Here is a 17,315-nt window from a genome sequence, read left to right as displayed (position 1 = left end):
AAAGGGTGATGCCGCCATCTGATTTCTTTCTGTAACTTGTGATGCTGAATTGCTCCGGATGAATTATAAAGACCAATACCTGATTCTTTTTGCCCGCACCTGCCTCCGGTCTTTTCTATTGTTGCTTATCGCCTGCAACGCCTTTGCACAGAAATACAACTTTATTAATTTCAATGTAGAGAACGGGCTGGTCCAGTCGCAGGTTACCGCTTTTGCCCAGGATCGAAACAACGAGTTGCTGATCGGCACACAGGGGGGCTTCTCCATATTCGACGGCACCAATTTTACCAACTACAATAAAGGATCGGGCCTTTCCCAGAGCCTGGTGAATACGCTGAATTACGATCCCCGTGGTAACATATGGATCGGTACCAACAATGGCATTTCCCGCTTCGATGGCCGGCGTTTCCGGACCTATTATGTGGCTGCGGCCAATTCCGAAGAGAATGTGATCACACAGATGGAAACTGATGCTTACGGACGCACCTGGGCATTAACTCGGAACAAGAAGCTCTTTTACTTTGCTGATACTGCTTTTCTCCGCGATACCCGGATCGATTCGGTATCGGCGATCACGCTGGACAAGACGGGTAACCTGTGGGCTGCCTCTTACCTGCACGGCATCTATATTTTCAAAGGTAAAGACTGGCACAGGGAGGTGGAAATGACCAGTAACGACCTGGGGCTTTATATTACCCAGATGTCTTTCGGCCGGTACAGCGGCACCCTCTATTGCTACAGCATCATTGGTCTGTTCACCGTAGAAAACGGCCGGCTGAAGGCCCCAAACTGGGTAACCCGGTTTCCCAACAAGGGTTTCAGCAATATCCTGGAAGATAGCAAGGGCAATATATGGCTGGCGCTGGACGATGGTGGTGTATGGGTAGGCCGCCAGCAGGACTGGAAGCATTACAACTACGCGAATGGCCTGACAGATGATATGGTCAGCAATTTTTACGAAGATCGTGAGGGGAATATCTGGATCGGCACTGACGGATCGGGCATATACCGATACACGGGCAGCATTTTTACCTATTACGATCGCAGCTCGGGACTGCCGGGCCCCAGCGTGATGAGCATAGCCCAGAGCGCCAATGGAGATATCTTCCTGGCTAGCAATAGCCAGGGCCTTTACCGGCTGAAAGATGATGTTCCGGCAACGGTGCCTATGGAGCACTACCGCGTCGGGATCAATACCCTGCTCGCTGATTCTTCGGGCCGGTTGTGGATCGGCACCGACCGCGCAGGGCTCTGGTACCTGGATGAGGGTCGGGCGCCCCGCCGTTTCGAGGCTTCCCTGGACAGGAATATTTCCCCGATCAATCACCTTTTGCTGGCAAACGGAACAATATGGATTGCGGCCCGCGGCCGGCTGTTCCATATCGACGGCCAGGGCATAGTCGCCGATACTGCCGTTCGCGGTGTTATTGCGCTGGGCACCATCAATAAAGACTCCTTGCTGATCGGTACGCTGAAAGGGGCTTTTATCTATCGCACCGATCTCGGCCGGCTCGAGGAAAAACCTTTTGTTCCCGGCTCCACCACGCTTTGCTTTGCGGTAGACAGCCGTAATGTCTACGTGGGCACCGACGATAAGGGTGTATTGGTATGGAACAGGACAACAAAGCGCTTCACCGCCATCAACCAGCAATCGGGTCTTACCTGCAACTATGTCTACAGCTTGCTGCGCGATCGTAACGGGAGCATATGGGTGGGCACCGGCTGCGGTATCGACAAGATCACCTTTACGGATAAGGGCCGGCATATACGCAGCTTTGGCCGTTCCGACGGCTTGCTTGGTGTTGAGAGCAATGCCAATGCTTCTTTTGAAGACCGGAAGGGCTATTTATGGTTCGGCACCACGAAAGGCGTGTTCCGCTACAATCCCTATATCCCGGTTACACCGCTGCTGCCTCCACGCATGATATTGCAATCAGTAAAGCTGTTTTCCAAAGACTTGCCACCGCGGCTGTACAGCGACAGCCTGATCCCCTTTACCAACCTGCCCTGGCACCCCGTATTGCCGCCAGGGCAAAACCATATTACATTTAGCTTTAAAGGCATTTGCCTCTCCAATCCGGAAAAGATACGCTACCGGTATCAGCTGGTGGGCATCGACAAAGGCTTTACCGAAACGGATCAGACGACGGTCGTGTATCCCAACCTGCCGCCGGGCGAATATCTTTTCAAAGTATGGGCTTCTGATGCAGAGGGCCATTGGTATCCCAATGCGATGACCTATCCCTTCGAGATCAAGGCGCCCTATTATACCACCTGGTATTTCCGGTTCGGGCTGGGCTTTCTGCTGATCGGCCTGTTTATGGGCGGCGTCTATTTCCGCAACCGGCAAAAAGAACTGCGACGCCAGTGGGAAGAGCGCTTAAGGGAAAAAGAGCAGGCAGCGGTACGGCAGAAAACGGCAGAAGATTTTCATGATGAGATCGGCAACAAGCTGACCCGTATCAACTTGCTGGCCACCATTGCAGAGAACAAGCTGCAGCAGCCGCCTTATGAGCTCAAAGGTATCCTGGAGCAGATCAGGGAAAACGTAAGCTCGCTGTACAACGGCTCCAAGGATATTATCTGGTCCCTGCAGCCTGACAGCGATTACCTGGATGAGATCATTTTCCGTATCCGGCAGAACAGCGCGGAATTGCTGCAGGACACCGGCATTCGCTTTGTATATGAACAAGACCCGGGCCTGTCGCTCCATATCAAAATGCCGATCGATTACAGCCGCAATCTGATCATGATCTTCAAGGAAGCTATCAACAATACCGTAAAGCATGCCCAGGCCAGCCAGATCACACTTACTGTAAAAGAACAACCTTTGGCCATTGTCCTCATGTTGAAAGACAATGGCGCCGGCTACGACAGCACAAAAATCGGTAGTGGCAACGGGATGAGCAATATGGCCAACCGGGCAAAGCGCATCAGCGCACAATTTGAACTGTCGTCACAGCCGGGCGCCGGCACAATGCTCACCTTGTCTCTCCCGGTCGCTACCTGACCTTAAACAGGCAGTGATTTCTTGCTATATATAGACAACTACTTCGGGGAGCCATTCTTTTAAAAATCCCGCATTCCTGGTGGTCCGGATTGAAACTTATCCCTTTGAGCATTCCTGGTAATCGGTCTCATGTAAAAAATGATCCAAGAGATGTACGGAATGAGATTATGAGCACTTCAATCATTACGAAAGGACAAGATAGCACAGCACAGCTTATACTCAGTCCTTCCCGATCTTATAGGACAATGAAGGGCTGCAGATAATCGTATAGCTAACCGCGTTACAGGGCTCTGTAGGAGCCGAACGTTTGTAGCGCCAATAGGAACAAATATAAATTGCTCCGTAGGAGCAAAACCAGGATTGCTAAGCAGAATCTGCATCTCGCCGCCGTTCAGGCCGTTGCACGTCCCGACCGGCTTGGCCGTGCCGGGTACGGGGCAAGCTCACCCATAGGTACTGAAGTGTCCCATCCGCTGGGCGCTGGACCGATGCCCCGGATTTTCATCAGGACATACCTATATTATATCCTCCAACTTTTACGCTTGCCTCAATTGTTCACCAGTGGAAAGGCCATATAGTCGTCATAGATAGACGCATCGCAGCCCGAACGAAGTTGAAAATAAAACATAAAAAAAACCACGGCTGCTTCTCATCAGTCGTGGTTGGTATTGGTGGAGGATAACGGAGTCGAACCGATGACCTCTTGCATGCCATGCAAGCGCTCTAGCCAGCTGAGCTAATCCCCCGTTTTGTTTAAAAGAGCTTCCTTTCTGCAGGCATTCCTTTCAGAAAGGAGTGCAAATGTACTCGATTTTGATTTTATTTTCCAAATGTTTCGGTAATTTTATTCTGTAATTTTTTTGCCAGGTAATGTGGAAGCAGCTCCTTACTTATTTCTATCTCCGGAAAAGAGATGCTAAAGATCCGGTGAACATCAACATTAAGTTCATGCACGGCATGAACCGGATATCCTTGTTCCTGTTCCTGATCGCTATTATCGTCATAATCTACCGGCTCATCAGGGGTTAAGCGCCCTGGTACAGCAAGGCATTGAACTTGGCGGTCATCTCGCGTAGCAAGGCGCTGTCATTGCTGTTATTCCCTATCCCCACCATTTTACGGCTGAATTCTTCCAGCAGCCCTATGCTGCGGTGAATATGCGTGAGCGGGAACCGTTGCGCCGCTTTGCGGTGGTGGCTCCAGATGCCCATTTTCCGGTCGTTCTGAAAGTCGGCTTTACCATAGTAACAGAGGTATACCTTACTCAGGTAACCGTAAAAGGTACCGATAACAAGGGCCATGGGCGCCGATTTGGGATTGGCTGTAAAATAGCTGACCATACGGGCCAGCTTGTTGTTGTCTCCACGAAACAGCACATCGGGCAGATCAAATACATTGTACTCTCGGCTAACGCCTACATACTTCTCGATATGCTGCACTGTCAGCTGCTTTAGCCCGGTTTCATTAATCCGTATTTTTTCCAGCTCATTCGCGATCTTCTGCAAGTCGTTGCCCAGGTACACCGCCAGCATCTCCGCTTCCAGCGGCCCGATCTCCATGCCCTGTCCCTGTCCGAAAGAGATGACCCAGCCGGGAACCTCCTCTTCCTTCAGCTTTTCCGAGCTGAAGTACACGCCTTTCTTCGGGATAAGCTTTACCAGCTTACCACGGCCATCTATTTTTTTAAACCGGTGCTCCAGCACCAGTATGGTCGTGGGCGAAGGGTTCTCTATATAGCCAGCCAGCTCATTCAGGTCCCGCATTTGCGAAGCTTCCTTAAGAATCACTACCATTCTCTCGGCAAACATAGGAAAGCGACGGGCAGCGTTGACCACATCCTTCCATTCCGACTCTTTACCATACAGGGTAATGAGGTTGAAATCACGCTCTTCGGGTTGCAGCACCTTTTCCTCGAAGTGATGCAACAGCTTGTCGATATAATAGGGTTCTTCTCCATCGAGCAGGTACACCGGCGCATATTGCCCCTGCTGCAGCTGCTGCAAGATCTGGTTATACTCTTTCATGTCTTGTAAAAATTACACATACAGCGGATCAGGAAGGGCCTCCTGCCAACCCTTAAGCCTCATGTACACCAGGGCCGCCATGTACACCTGCTTCAGGCAATGATCGGCGACCATATCAAGATCATTCTGCTCCCAGTACATTCGTGCGATCGCCGTCTTATTCATCTCCGGCGCGGCTACGGGCACACCCAGCAGCTGCGCCATCAGGTCGAGCCCGGTATAGTGCTTGTAATCGCCGAAGCGCCATAGCTCGAGCGTATCCTGGTGGCTTACCTGCCAGGGCTTCAGCCCGCCCAGGTCGAGGCATTCCGGCAGGGCGATACCATTGACCAGCATGCGGCGGCAAATGTAAGGAATATCAAACTCCTTGATGTTATGCCCGCAAAAGATGATGTCCTTATTTTGCCGGTGAAAATGATCGATCGTTTGCTTCAGCTCAAGCAGGAGCACCTTCTCATCATCATTACGTATGGTTTTCAGGCGCACGACCTTTCTGTCTTCCTGCTGCATGATATAGCCCATGCCCACGCAAACGATCTTTCCGAATTCGGCATAGATACCGGCACGGGCTGCAAAAGAGGCTGCAGGATCATCTTCCTCTTCCGGCTTTAGTGACAGGAACTGCATCTTATGACACCAATGATCTTTCAATACATCAGGCACCAAATTCCAGTCATATGAAAGCGGTACTGTTTCAATATCAATAATTAATGTTTTGTGAAAATAAGCCCTTTCAGTTTTCTTATGCGTGATCATAAGCCTATATTTGTTACGAATTTAAAGAGTCTGATCTATAAATTTATAAGCACGGGCAAGAAAGTGCAGAAATCAAAAAAACCGCCGAGCATAATGGAAGAAGTGTCGAGCACACCCCAACCGCAGCCCTCCCGCCCCAAACGTAATAATACCTGGATATACGCTGTTATCATCGCTTTATTACTGGGCACAAACGTTTATCTTTTCCTTCAGAAGGATAAGAATCAGCAAAAGCTGCTGGAAACCACGCAGCACCTTCAGCAGGCCGATACCTCGCTGGCTGCTCTGCAAAGCGAATACAATGCTTCGCTGGCACGTCTTGACGACCTTACTGGGAAGAACGCCCAGCTGGATAAGCAGCTGAAGGAGAAAGATTCGGAAGTGGCTAAGACCAAAGCCCGCATCCAGGAAATTCTATCCAAAAATAAAGCGACGCAGCAGGAAATAGCGGAGGCGCGCGCGCTCATCCACAAGCTGAACAACAAGATCGGCGACTATGAGCAGCAGATCGCCCATCTGAAGCAGGAAAACGCTGCATTGACCGTACAAAGGGATTCGGTCGTGGTAACCAACAGCGATCTGCAGCAAAAAGTAAACCTGGCCAAGGTGCTGCACGCTTCCAATATCCGTATGACAGGTATCAAACTTACCCGTGGCGGACGCAAGGAAAAAGAAACAGAGAAAGCCAGGCGGGTAGACCTGCTGCGCATTACTTTCGATATCGACGAGAACAGGATCGCGGAGAGCGGTAACAAGGAGTTGGATATCTGCATCACCAATCCCAACGGCGAGCTGCTCAGCAATGCGGCGCTGGGATCAGGCAGCTTTAAAACCGCCGAAGGTCAGTCCCGTTATTATTCCGTATCCAAAACGGTAATGCTGCAGACCGAACAACCGGTAAAAGATATTAATGTAGACTGGCAGCAAAGCAGCGAGTATGCCAAAGGGGCTTACAATGTCGAGATCTACCACCAGGGCTACCTGATCGGGAAAGGATCCGTAAACCTCAGGTAGCGACCCTTCCCCTTTCTTTATCAAATGGGATTTCGAGCCAGAATAGAGTAAAGAACAAGTAGACAAAGATACCATACTGCGTTTCCAGCATGGGTTCAATAAGCAAACCCAGCAACAGTACCAGGAAGGTAGAAACGGTAAATATGTTTCTCCTCCGGTCGTACATAGGCGCAACGACCATTGCGATAAGGATCAGCGACAAGGGGATACCTACAGCAAGCGCCGTACAAATAAACTGATTGTGCGGCAATATCCGGGCTACAACAGGAATGCCGGGATATTTATGCTGGTAAACGTTGTCAATCGCCAGCTTCATATCCCCAGCTCCCACGCCCAGCACAGGATGCGCTGCAATAAGCGATGTTGCTATTTTATAGGAGAGCAGCCGCGGCACAAATGAAGCGGTCGACCCAAACTTAGCGGCATCGTTCTTTTCCCATATCTCCTGTTCTCTAAGTGCGTTATTTACCTGCGTCCTCAGGGAGGGTATGATAAAGATGCTGGCCACACCAAGGCCGACAGCGACTACAAGGCCTGTAGCAGCAATCCATAACCTCTTTCCCCGGAACAGAGAAAGCGCAAATACGCCCAGCAATACATAGAAGCACAGCAAACCCGACTTGGCCGCCTGAATATGGATGTAAGCCGTGGCCAGCAAAGCCCACAGTAGCAGAAATATCGACTGCTTGCGGTTAAAGCTGCTCTTTCCCTTTATCAGGAAAAACCAGAATACAAACTGGATACCAAATACCAACGCCATAGTGAAGCGGATATAATCACCCTCCAAAGGAGAAGGTAAGTGTTGGTGGGTACTGAGATAATGCGGATCCGATAGCAGCGGAGCAAAGCTATACAGCATACCGGCCAGCAATACGGTCAGTATACCACCGGTTGTAACCTTCCGGAAGCGCGCATCGCCAAAAGGCGTATTGAGCAGGGTAAATGGCAAAAACACAAAAGGCAGCTTGATCTTAATAAACTGTGCCCAGTTGACAGTATCGGTACTCCAAAGCCCGGATAACAGGTAGGTCAGAAAAAACAGGATGCAGCAGATCGCAAAACGGCTTTGCCGGAACGTAAGCCAGGTTTGCTTCAGTTTATCGGGATGGAAAGTATTCAGGAAAAGCACAAGCATTGAAAAAGATAGCAATGCCCTGGAGAAGAGCATTCCGGCAATCATAGCAATACAGCTTACCGATACGATCCATTCCTGCAATTGCGGCGTCCAGTAGGCAGTTATTCCTTTGGGGGCGTCAGACATAACATTATTGACTTGATGCAATCGATTTATTTTTCTTTATAATTTTTATCCATAGCAACAGGAAGAACAGATAGGTAAATACGCCAAACTGTACTTCCAGCATGGCTTCCACCATCATACTGATGATCAGGATAAATCCAGTTAAACCCAGGTAAATGCTTGCTCTTCCCCTGTAGGTGAACGGAGCAATGCTCATTCCTATCAAAAAAAGACTTAGCGGTACACCTACGCATAACGCGGTAAACATATATTGGTTTATGGGTCCGTATTGCTGGTCGGGCGATACTTCCGGGTATTCCCGCTGATACCCGGCTTTCATTTCATCCATTACATCGCCGGCCCCTACGCCTGTAAACCAATGCTTCGCGATCGCCGCGCCTCCCAATTCGTAGGTGATCATTCTGCCGGCATCACTTAAGGTATAGTCAAACCGCTCTCCGTTGCTGGACTTATCGATTTCGTAAATTACATAGTCTATTTTGGTTTTAAAAGTAGGTACCAGGAAATAGGCGATTACGGGTAACAATAAAATGCCCAGGGCCAGAAACAGGGCCTTAGCAAGGCTTTTACGCCATACAGTGAACAATGCATAGATCAAACCCGCCAGGTATAGGCAAAGCAAGCCTGTTTTAGCAGCCAGTATATGGATATAGACGATAAAAACAGCGATGAACCCCAAAGCGGCCAGGCGCCAGGCGCCCTTCAAGGGACGCTTCCCGGATTCCCTGAGCAGGTAAAGCAGCAGCAGGATGGAGAATACCAGCGTGAGGCTGAAGCGGATATGATCACCATAACGCGTAGTAGGCAAAGGGCTTGAGAAATGATACCCATGAATGTAGTAGTCAGGGTTCATGATCAGGTGGAGGAGACTATTGGCGATCACCCCCAGCTGCATCAGCACCAACCCGGCAACAAACAGGCGCAAAAAACGGCCCTGCTCAAAAGGCACCGAGAAAAAAGCAAAGGGAAGCAGGATAAAGGGAAGCTTGTTGATCACACTGGCCAGCCAGAAGGCCTGATTATCGCTCCAGAGACCTGAAAGCAGGTATGTGCCGAAAAAACCGAAGCAAAGCAAAGCAAAAGGGTCCCGTTTCCAGGCTTTCCAGTGCCCACCGATCACTGCGGGATGCAAAGAGGAAAGCCAGAGCACCAGGATGCCAAAAGAAAGCAGGGCCCGGGAAAAAAACAAGCCGGCAACCATTGACAGGCAGCTGAACAGAGCAACCCAGTCTAGTATCTTTTTATAGCGGCCGGCAGACTGGTTGTAGCAATGCTTCATTCCCTTATAACGCAATAATCGGCGGCAAAGTACGTTAAAATCCGGCTGCCGCACAAGCCTGCAACATAAACATGTATTCTTGCTGCGCCTGGAACCCAATAGAATGTGCACCCGGCGATAATGCAGGAATAACCTTAATTTTGATGCTTAAAAGAATCAACCTGGCTACCTTCTCCGCACATCGTTACCATCTGCCTGTAAACACTACCCTGCTGTTGCTGCTATTGCTGTTCTATGGCTGTGCCAATATCGTTCCCCCCGAAGGCGGCAAAAAAGATGAGACGGCGCCGGTACTGCTTTCCGTCGTACCTGCCGATTCCTCACTGAATATAAAGCCCCGGAAGATCGAGCTTCATTTTAACGAATATATCGATATCCAGTCGTTGGATAAGAACCTGTCTTTGTCTCCGCTCATGCAGATCACGCCTTCGGTGCTTTCGTATGGCAAGCGTGTTGAGATCAAGATCCTGGATACGCAATTGCTGGCCAATACGACTTACCGTATCGACTTCGGCAATGCGCTTACCGACAATCATGAAGGCAACCCTTACCCCAATTTTGTCTACCTGTTCAGCACAGGGCCTTATTTTGATTCGCTCGAGCTGCACGGGCAGGTGCTGAACGCGGCCACAGGGATGACCGATTCTTCCATCCTGGTCAGCTTGTACAATGTATCGGAAAATGATACGGCCGTCATGGCGAAGAAGCCGGTCTACATTGCCCGCTGTAATGCTTCCGGACAGTTTGTTTTCCAGTCTCTGCCGCAGAAGCCCTTCCGCATCTATGCCATCCAGGACGTCAATAACAATTACATCTACGACCGGGGAGAAGAAAAAATAAGCTTCCTCGACCACGAGATTGTCCCCTCGCTGGGAAAGGACTCGATGCTGGTGTTCCATATGTTCAAAGAGCCCGCCGACACCGTGAAATCCGAACCGGATACGAATAGTGTAGCAGCTGCTCCGCGCAACCGCAGCAACAGTACGAATAAGCTCGGCTACCAGGTGCAGGCCGATACCGGCGACCTGGATAAACGTACCTTCGAGCTGACAAACGACCTGGCCATAGACCTGTTCAGAGAATTGAAAAGCCTGGACACCGGCAAGGTATACCTTAGCTACGAGAATGAGGGCATTGAAGTGGAAGCCGTACAACGCCTGCGCGTCGATTCTGCAGGAATCAAGATACACACGCAGTGGCAGCCGGATAAAAAATATACCTTAAGACTGGTCAAAGGCTGGGCCAGAGATACTTCCGGCGCCGAGCTGCTACCCGGCAAATACTTCTTCCGGACCAAGAGAGAAGAAGATTATGGTAAGCTGAAAATACATATCGACGGACGCTACTATGGCGACAGCGTACTTTTATATGTTTTCCGGGAGAATAATGATTCCGTTTACCTGAGGCCCGTCACGGATTCAACCGTAAGTATAGCGCTGCTGCCCCCCGGGGAATACGATATGCGCCTTATCATCGATGCCAATCACAATGGCCGCTGGGACCCCGGCGACCTGCTGCAACGGCGGCAACCGGAAAAGGTGCTTCCCTATTCTACTACGATCAGGCTTAAAGCCGGCTGGGAGAATGAGATCGACTTTATCCCGCAGAACATTAAGGGATACCGGCGCCCCGGGCCTACAGCCCCTGCAAACGGTACGGCTCCGCCACGCAGCGCGTCGGGCAGACCTAATTCCAGGCAATAGTAGCGCCAAACCGGCTTAGCTCAGGTAGCGCGCTACAATAGGTACTCGACGGCCGATACCGAAAGATTTAGGTGAGACGCGAATAATAGGGCAAAACTGGTTACGCTTATACTCATTGCGGTTCACCATTTGCAGCACGCGGTTCACCAGGCTTTCCCCAAAGCCCATAGCGATGATCTCCTGCGGCCCCTGACGCCTCTCAATGTATTGGTACAGCACGGCGTCGAGCTCGTTATAGTCGGGCAGGCTATCGCTGTCTTTCTGTCCCGGCCTGAGCTCGGCGGAAGGCGCTTTTTCTATAATATTCAAAGGAATGATCTCCCGCTCCCGGTTGATATAGCGTGCCAGGGCATATACCTGCATTTTATACAGATCGCCCAGTACGGCCAGGCCCCCGGCCATATCGCCGTAAAGGGTTCCGTAACCTGTGGCCAGCTCACTTTTATTGGAGGTATTGAGCAGGATATAATTAAACTTATTGCTCAGCGCCATGGCCAGCAACCCCCTTATCCGCGACTGGATATTTTCTTCGGCGATGTTGAAAGGCAGATCGCCAAATACAGGCTTCAGCCTTTCCGTTACCGCATCGAAAATGGGCGCTATCGGCAATATATCATAGCGGTTCTCCAGGTTTTTCGACAGCTGCTCGGCATCGCTCACCGAATGCCCGGTTGAGAATTGAGAAGGCAGCAGCAAAGCATGCACCTGTCCGGGTCCCAGCGCCTCGCAGGCAAGGGCAAGGGTCACCGCACTGTCGATCCCGCCGGAAGAAGCCACGATGGCCTGCTTAAAGCCCATCTTTGTAAAATATTCCCGGATGCCCGTCACCAACGCTTCGTGAACCATACCGATATTGAGTTCGGGCTGATAGCTGACCGGGTCCAGCACCTGCGCGGGCACATCGCCGGCTGCGCGGCTGCGCGGCTCTTCAAAAGTCCCGTCGCCGTTCCAATGTACGGCGGCCAGCTCTTCCCTGAAAAAGGACATTTCCCGGATCAGGTTGCCTGCGTCATCCATGACCAGCGAGCCGCCATCGAATACGATCTCAGTCTGGGAGCCCACCGTGTTACAATAGATCATGGGAAGGCCATAGCGCTGCACATTCTTTTTTACAACAGCAAGCCGGTCTTCGGCATGTGTATAATCGAAAGGCGAAGCGCTCAGGTTGATCATAATATCCGGGTCCTGCTTCATCAGCATATCCATAGGCTGCACACGGTACATAGGGTTGTCTTCTACATCCCATATATCCTCGCATATCGTAACAGCAAGGCGCTTACCCATAAAAGGGATCACGTTCCAATCAAATGAAGGTTCGAAATACCGGTACTCGTCGAAGATATCGTAGTTTGGCAGCAGTGTTTTATGGATGATCTGCCTGATCTCCTTTTCATAAAGAAAGTATACGCTGTTGAAGAGATCCTTGCCGTCCGGATGATCATTGCGCGCGGGCGCACCTACCAGTACGCCAATGGTATCGGCTTCGGCGGCAATACGCCGGATCGCGTCCCTGCTTTTTTCTATAAAATCGTCGAACTCCAGGAAATCGCGCGGCGGATAGCCGCACACAGCCAGTTCGCTGAACACGATCAGCGAACCGCCTTGCTTCCTGGCTTCGCGGATTGCGGAAATGATCTTATCGGTATTGGCATCAAAATCGCCGATATGGTAATTTTGCTGGGCGAGAAATATCTTCATAACAGGTAACAAAAGGGCATGGACCGCATGCCCGGAGCAAAGCTAGTATGAATTTACTGCTTCACAAATTTAGCAAAACCCCGGTCGCCTTCTGCTGTGTACAGCTGCATACCATAAAGACCTGGGTTCAGGTTGCGAATGTCGACCTCCTGGTTGCCCGATAAGGCGCAGGTTGCCACCACTCTTCCGTAGAGATCGCAGATCTGTACCTTGTCCAGCCATACAGCCGACCGGATCCTTATGAGTTGTATCGCGGGATTGGGGTAGAGCGTGACAGCAAGCGACTGTCCGCCGGGTTCCTTCACTCCGGTAGCACCGGTACGGTACTGCTTGTTAAAGAATTTCCATATCTCGCCGGCGTAATCGATATCGCCGTTGGTACTGGCGCCGGAATACCAGGCATGCGTGCCGTTGTTCACCTTGAACAGCTCGACCCTGGAATTGCCCGACGCGTCGGAATAGCTGTAATGCTCGGCGTATAGCGAGTCGCTGTTGCTATCGGGCCATACCTCGTGCAACGGTGCAGGGTTACAGCCGTCAAGGCTTACCCAGCGGGCGATCAGGTCGTCGACGCTGAGCCCTACCGGGAAAGCAGAGCCATTGAAAAGGAGATCGCCGTTCCAGCTTACCACTTCATCTTTGGTCCCGTGAAAATGAACCACCGGCACCATTTTCCCCGGGCTGCAGGGCGGAAGGGCAAGGGCATAGGTACCCATGACCGATGCGGCGGCGGCAAAATAGCCGGGTGCTTCACAAGCCAGGCGTTGTGTCATGAAACCACCCAGGGAAGCGCCGCAAACATATACACGTACCGGGTTAACGGCATATTGCTGACGCGCTGCATCCATCATTGCTTTGATAAAACCTACATCGTCGACCGCACCATTCACTGCCACGGGTCCGATTACCGGCACATTCACCACGATACCGCTATTCCAGGCGGCTGATACAAGGCCCAGAGGGCTGTTGAAGTCCAAAGCCTGTGGAGAAAGCAGGATGATATTGGCCGTATCGGCGATCTGTGTGATACCAACGTTATCGGCATCATTCATCGAGCCGCCCAGGCCGTGTAAAACAACGATGAGCGAGGCTGGGCGGCTGGCATCATAGCCGGCGGGGAGGTACGTGCGGTAAAGCCTGGTCTGGCCACCAAAGGATATCGAATTGTCGGTCCAGGCTGCAATCGCAGCACTGAAGCTACCCAGCAGCAAGGCAAGGGAACAGAGTAAACGTTTCATGGTTCTACCGGTTTGATGTTGCAATTTAATCATTTCCATCCGATCTGGTAAAAGGGCGGGAGCACTTATATCATGCTATTTTATTGATCAGCCCAATTGTGCAACAGCTGCATGCCGTAAGCGGTAAGAATGGATTCCGGATGGAACTGGATGCCGGTGACCGGGAATTCAGGATGATCGAAAGCCATCAGTTCTCCACTTTCGGAAAAAGCCAGGGGCCTTATTCCCGTATGCTCCCAGTCCTGCAAAAGCAGGGAATGATACCGCATCGCTTCAAAACCTGTGGGCATACCCTTAAAAATTCCTTCCTGCTGATGTATAATGGACGTCGTCATCCCGTGGACCGGTCTGGAGGCCTTTGTCAATGTCGCGCCCAGGAAGACGCCGATCGCCTGGTGTCCCAGGCAGATACCCAGCAAAGGTGTCTTTCGGTGAAAATGCCGGATGACTGCATTAGTAATGCCCGCATCCTGGGGCTTCCTGGGGCCGGGGGACAGAATGATCCGCTCCGGCGCCAGCTGCTGCAGGGCTTCCACGCTGAGCACATCATTACGGAAAACCCGGACATCGGGATGAAGCTGCATCAGGTAATGATGCAGGATATACGTAAAGGAATCGTAATTGTCAATGAGTACCCACATGCTCCGGTATGGTTTGGTTCAGGCTATCGAAGAAAGTGGAAAGATCGTCGAAGATATGCCGGGCAAACGGCAGCACGGCGCCCAGCCCCGAACATACGGCCGGTGCAATAGGCGCTATAAAGGCGTAGGTAACGGAGCTTGCTTTGGTCTCACCGGATATAATGCCCGTCCGGTCGAGCAGCCATAAGCCGGTGCTGAAGGCAAAGCTGACCAGGAAACCGTACAATAGTGCACCGGTAAGGCGGTTAAGCCAGCCAAGCGCTACCACTTCAAAGGAGCGCTGCAATAGCTTTGCTCCCATACGGACCAATAAGACGATAACGATAAAGACGACCAAGAAGGAAAGGAAAGGCGCCCAGCGCCCACCCTGCCCTTCCTCGAACAAATGTGCTGCCACCGTTCCCGATAGCTTCAAAGCGCCCAGGGTTCCCAGCAATAAGGCTAATACAGAGAAAAGGGCTATCACAAGCCCCCTCGTATAGCCTTTGATCATGAAAAAAACCATGAAGACCAGGAAGATGGCATCAAGGATCATATTGTTGCAATGGCAGTCTTATGCCGTCTTAAAAACCTCAGGAGGCCAGTATTTTCTTCACCATTTCGGATATCGCCTTGCCGTCTGCCTTTCCGGCCAACTGCCTGGACGCCACACCCATTACCTTACCCATATCGGCAGGAGAAGAAGCTCCGGCAGCAGCGATGATTTCCCGGACCTGCGCTTCCAGCTCCGCTTCCGATAGTTGCTTCGGTAGAAACTGTTCGATAATGGCAATTTCTTCTTCTTCGGTCTTTGCGAGGTCCTCTCTCTTTTGTGTGCGGAAGATTTCCAGCGAATCCTTTCGCTGTTTCACTAGCTTCTGCAGCAGCTTCAGCTCATCAGCCTCTGTCAGTTCGTCTTTGGCTCCTGCGGCTGTTTTCTCAACCAGAATAGCTGCCTTAATCGCACGCAGTGTACGCAATGCAGCCTCATCTTTACTACGCATGGCCTGCTTGAGCTGGTCCATGACTTTTGATTCCAGTGTATTCATTGTAAAAACTGTGAGTAAAGGCAAAGATAAAAAAAAGCTGCCCGGAAAGTACTTCCGGACAGCTTGGTATCTTGAGTAAGAATTATTGTTTACGCTGCCGCGAATTTACTGATTTTGAACAACGCCTTTGTTGTTGCTCAATTCAGAGGACGGAATCTTAAACAGGAAGTCTGATGCATAGATACCAATGTCTTTGGAGCGCGAACCAACATAAAGTGATACGTGCAAGCCATTGGGGCTGACATCATTTGAGGTCGTTCTCCTGTGCAAGCCTTTCACGTTATCAGCTAACTGAGGAAATGCCATTTGACGCTTGATATCAATAAAGCGGAATCCTTCGCCCCAAAGCTCTATACGGCGCTGCAGTACAATTTCCTTGATCAGGTCATCCTTAACAGAAGGAGCAGAATAAGAGGCGTCGCGTGTTTGGATAAATTCATCTAATACCTGCTTAGCCTGTCCAACCTGACCAGCGAAAGCTCTTGCCTCTGCTTCAATCAGCGCCATTTCACCGGCACGCATCCACAGCAGGTCAGTAGACCAGTTGCCTGGTGTCTTCTGTTTGAATTTCTTCTGGCTATAAGGTACGAAACCAGGCGCTTCATCTTTTTTATAGTACCAGTTAATACGTACGTCCGTAGGCTTAATGCTTTCAGCAAGCGGCCTGTAGAATACTTTCTGACAACCCAGGTTCGCATAGCCTCCTGAACCATAGATCATGTGCGAAATGAAAGAGTTGTAAGCATTACCCAACTGTTCGTTATTGGTCGTGGAAGCCCACATCCATTCGGGGTTGTTGGCACTGTTAAAGCCGGCCTGACATTCAGCAGCGCTCATATAAGGATAACCTTGGCGTGCTTCATTAGCCATCTGCGCCGCCGTAGGCCAGTCGTTCATAGACAGCGCTACCCTCGCATAGAGACCTTTAGCAATATTCTGGTTAATTTCAGTTTTACCACCACCCGCAGTATTTCCATCCAGCAACTCGATTGCATTACGCAGATCGGATGTAATTTGGGCAAATACCTCACTCATTGGCGCGCGCGGTGTTCCTACAGTAGTAGGAGCTGTATACAGCGGCACACCGGGAGCATTTTTAAAGTCCATTGTCTGGCCATTGAACGGACCAGTGCCGGCATAGGTTTGTTGATAATAAAGACAGAGATTATAGTAGGCAAAAGCCCTGTAGAACATCGCCTGACCTTTGATATTGTCGCGCTCGTTTTGCGGTCCTTCAGCCTTATCAATATTGGCCAGGATCATATTGGCGTTATTGATAATGCGGTAATAATAACCCCAGGTATAACCAGGTGTACCGCCGGATACACGGGCATCGTTATAGTTATAAACGCTCGTGTACCAACCCGCGCCGGTACCACTTATAGGCATGTCTTCACCCATAAGATCAGACATCAGGTCAATTGATTTTTGACCGAAAGTCTCAGGATCGCCTACTTGATACATATACCTGTGCAAACCTTGTACTGCCTCTTTTGCGGTTGCTGTGGTCCTAAATACGGAATCAATGGCTACGGCATCAGAAGGGCTCCTGTCGAGATAAGATTTCTTGCAGCCTACCGCACCGGAAACCAGCACGACGGACAACGCTATCCCACCCATTTTTCCAAATATATTCATTTGATTAATGCTTTTTAAACTTAGA

The 17,315-nt window shown here is 50.7% G+C and carries 14 protein-coding genes and 1 tRNA gene; 4 read left to right on the top strand and 11 right to left on the bottom strand.

The window, feature by feature from the left end; genetic code table 11:
• Positions 1 to 58: 58 nt before the first annotated feature.
• Complete coding sequence (locus tag DZC79_RS01445) at positions 59 to 3,010, top strand: sensor histidine kinase (protein WP_118949762.1); 2,952 nt, start codon at positions 59 to 61, stop codon at positions 3,008 to 3,010.
• A 669-nt stretch (positions 3,011 to 3,679) separates the two neighbouring features.
• Here DZC79_RS01445 and DZC79_RS01440 read toward each other — a convergent pair.
• A tRNA-Ala gene (locus DZC79_RS01440) sits at positions 3,680 to 3,756 on the bottom strand.
• A gap of 124 nt (positions 3,757 to 3,880) precedes the next feature.
• On the opposite strand from DZC79_RS01440, the gene DZC79_RS21430 reads away from it, so the two are divergent.
• A complete protein-coding gene (locus DZC79_RS21430) occupies positions 3,881 to 4,039 on the top strand; it encodes a DUF6728 family protein (protein ID WP_198666723.1) in 159 nt (52 codons plus the stop codon).
• On the opposite strand, the gene holA is transcribed toward DZC79_RS21430, so the two are convergent.
• Both holA and DZC79_RS01430 read right to left on the bottom strand, forming a co-directional pair.
• Positions 4,036 to 5,034: a DNA polymerase III subunit delta gene (holA, locus tag DZC79_RS01435; RefSeq protein ID WP_118949761.1), complete on the bottom strand. Its 999-nt coding sequence runs from the start codon at positions 5,032 to 5,034 to the stop codon at positions 4,036 to 4,038. The genes DZC79_RS21430 and holA overlap by 4 nt on opposite strands.
• 12 nt (positions 5,035 to 5,046) lie before the next feature.
• Entirely contained in the window at positions 5,047 to 5,661 is a 615-nt protein-coding gene (locus DZC79_RS01430; protein ID WP_157976844.1) for a 3'-5' exonuclease, read from the bottom strand.
• A gap of 222 nt (positions 5,662 to 5,883) precedes the next feature.
• Between DZC79_RS01430 and DZC79_RS01425 the strand changes: the two genes are divergently transcribed.
• Entirely contained in the window at positions 5,884 to 6,804 is a 921-nt protein-coding gene (locus DZC79_RS01425) for a hypothetical protein (RefSeq protein ID WP_157976843.1), read from the top strand.
• Here the strand turns inward: DZC79_RS01425 and DZC79_RS01420 are convergent.
• Positions 6,797 to 8,065: an O-antigen ligase family protein gene (locus DZC79_RS01420; RefSeq protein ID WP_118949758.1), complete on the bottom strand. Its 1,269-nt coding sequence runs from the start codon at positions 8,063 to 8,065 to the stop codon at positions 6,797 to 6,799. The two genes, DZC79_RS01425 and DZC79_RS01420, sit on opposite strands and share 8 nt — an antisense overlap.
• Positions 8,066 to 8,069: 4 nt before the next feature.
• The gene (locus tag DZC79_RS01415) at positions 8,070 to 9,344 is read right to left on the bottom strand and encodes an O-antigen ligase family protein (RefSeq protein WP_118949757.1); all 1,275 of its coding nucleotides are present in this window, start codon (positions 9,342 to 9,344) and stop codon (positions 8,070 to 8,072) included.
• A gap of 143 nt (positions 9,345 to 9,487) precedes the next feature.
• On the opposite strand from DZC79_RS01415, the gene DZC79_RS01410 reads away from it, so the two are divergent.
• Positions 9,488 to 11,047, top strand: a complete 1,560-nt coding sequence (locus DZC79_RS01410) for an Ig-like domain-containing protein (RefSeq protein ID WP_157976842.1) — start codon at positions 9,488 to 9,490, stop codon at positions 11,045 to 11,047.
• A gap of 15 nt (positions 11,048 to 11,062) precedes the next feature.
• Here DZC79_RS01410 and DZC79_RS01405 read toward each other — a convergent pair whose 3' ends face one another.
• The 6 genes from DZC79_RS01405 to DZC79_RS01380 form a co-directional block, all read right to left on the bottom strand.
• Positions 11,063 to 12,745, bottom strand: coding sequence for an NAD+ synthase (locus DZC79_RS01405; protein WP_118949755.1), 1,683 nt, complete (start codon positions 12,743 to 12,745; stop codon positions 11,063 to 11,065).
• A 53-nt stretch (positions 12,746 to 12,798) separates the two neighbouring features.
• On the bottom strand, positions 12,799 to 13,983 hold the full coding sequence (locus DZC79_RS01400) for a T9SS type A sorting domain-containing protein (RefSeq protein WP_198666722.1): 1,185 nt from the start codon (positions 13,981 to 13,983) through the stop codon (positions 12,799 to 12,801).
• Between the two features lie 80 nt (positions 13,984 to 14,063).
• The gene (locus tag DZC79_RS01395) at positions 14,064 to 14,624 is read right to left on the bottom strand and encodes an anthranilate synthase component II (RefSeq protein ID WP_118949753.1); all 561 of its coding nucleotides are present in this window, start codon (positions 14,622 to 14,624) and stop codon (positions 14,064 to 14,066) included.
• Positions 14,608 to 15,159 (bottom strand): CvpA family protein, encoded by a 552-nt coding sequence (locus DZC79_RS01390; RefSeq protein ID WP_118949752.1) that lies wholly within the window; start codon positions 15,157 to 15,159, stop codon positions 14,608 to 14,610. The genes DZC79_RS01395 and DZC79_RS01390 overlap by 17 nt, the downstream gene beginning before the upstream one ends.
• A 37-nt stretch (positions 15,160 to 15,196) precedes the next feature.
• Positions 15,197 to 15,652, bottom strand: coding sequence for a GatB/YqeY domain-containing protein (locus DZC79_RS01385; RefSeq protein WP_198666721.1), 456 nt, complete (start codon positions 15,650 to 15,652; stop codon positions 15,197 to 15,199).
• A gap of 105 nt (positions 15,653 to 15,757) precedes the next feature.
• Positions 15,758 to 17,290 carry a RagB/SusD family nutrient uptake outer membrane protein gene (locus DZC79_RS01380; RefSeq protein ID WP_118949750.1) on the bottom strand — a complete coding sequence of 511 codons (1,533 nt, stop codon included), beginning with the start codon at positions 17,288 to 17,290 and terminating at the stop codon, positions 15,758 to 15,760.
• Between the last annotated feature and the right edge of the window lie 25 nt (positions 17,291 to 17,315).

The organism is Taibaiella helva (assembly GCF_003545695.1).
Taxonomy (GTDB): Bacteria; Bacteroidota; Bacteroidia; order Chitinophagales; family Chitinophagaceae; genus Taibaiella; species Taibaiella helva.
This window is presented reverse-complemented; position numbering and strand designations above follow the sequence as displayed.

Coding starts and splice junctions, on each gene's coding strand:
- DZC79_RS01445 (WP_118949762.1), top strand. CDS start 59: ATGAATTATAAAGACCAATACCTGATTCTTTTTGCCCGCACCTGCCTC.
- DZC79_RS21430 (WP_198666723.1), top strand. CDS start 3,881: ATGTGGAAGCAGCTCCTTACTTATTTCTATCTCCGGAAAAGAGATGCT.
- holA (WP_118949761.1), bottom strand. CDS start 5,034: ATGAAAGAGTATAACCAGATCTTGCAGCAGCTGCAGCAGGGGCAATAT.
- DZC79_RS01430 (WP_157976844.1), bottom strand. CDS start 5,661: ATGCAGTTCCTGTCACTAAAGCCGGAAGAGGAAGATGATCCTGCAGCC.
- DZC79_RS01425 (WP_157976843.1), top strand. CDS start 5,884: ATGGAAGAAGTGTCGAGCACACCCCAACCGCAGCCCTCCCGCCCCAAA.
- DZC79_RS01420 (WP_118949758.1), bottom strand. CDS start 8,065: ATGTCTGACGCCCCCAAAGGAATAACTGCCTACTGGACGCCGCAATTG.
- DZC79_RS01415 (WP_118949757.1), bottom strand. CDS start 9,344: ATGAAGCATTGCTACAACCAGTCTGCCGGCCGCTATAAAAAGATACTA.
- DZC79_RS01410 (WP_157976842.1), top strand. CDS start 9,488: ATGCTTAAAAGAATCAACCTGGCTACCTTCTCCGCACATCGTTACCAT.
- DZC79_RS01405 (WP_118949755.1), bottom strand. CDS start 12,745: ATGAAGATATTTCTCGCCCAGCAAAATTACCATATCGGCGATTTTGAT.
- DZC79_RS01400 (WP_198666722.1), bottom strand. CDS start 13,983: ATGAAACGTTTACTCTGTTCCCTTGCCTTGCTGCTGGGTAGCTTCAGT.
- DZC79_RS01395 (WP_118949753.1), bottom strand. CDS start 14,624: ATGTGGGTACTCATTGACAATTACGATTCCTTTACGTATATCCTGCAT.
- DZC79_RS01390 (WP_118949752.1), bottom strand. CDS start 15,159: ATGATCCTTGATGCCATCTTCCTGGTCTTCATGGTTTTTTTCATGATC.
- DZC79_RS01385 (WP_198666721.1), bottom strand. CDS start 15,652: ATGAATACACTGGAATCAAAAGTCATGGACCAGCTCAAGCAGGCCATG.
- DZC79_RS01380 (WP_118949750.1), bottom strand. CDS start 17,290: ATGAATATATTTGGAAAAATGGGTGGGATAGCGTTGTCCGTCGTGCTG.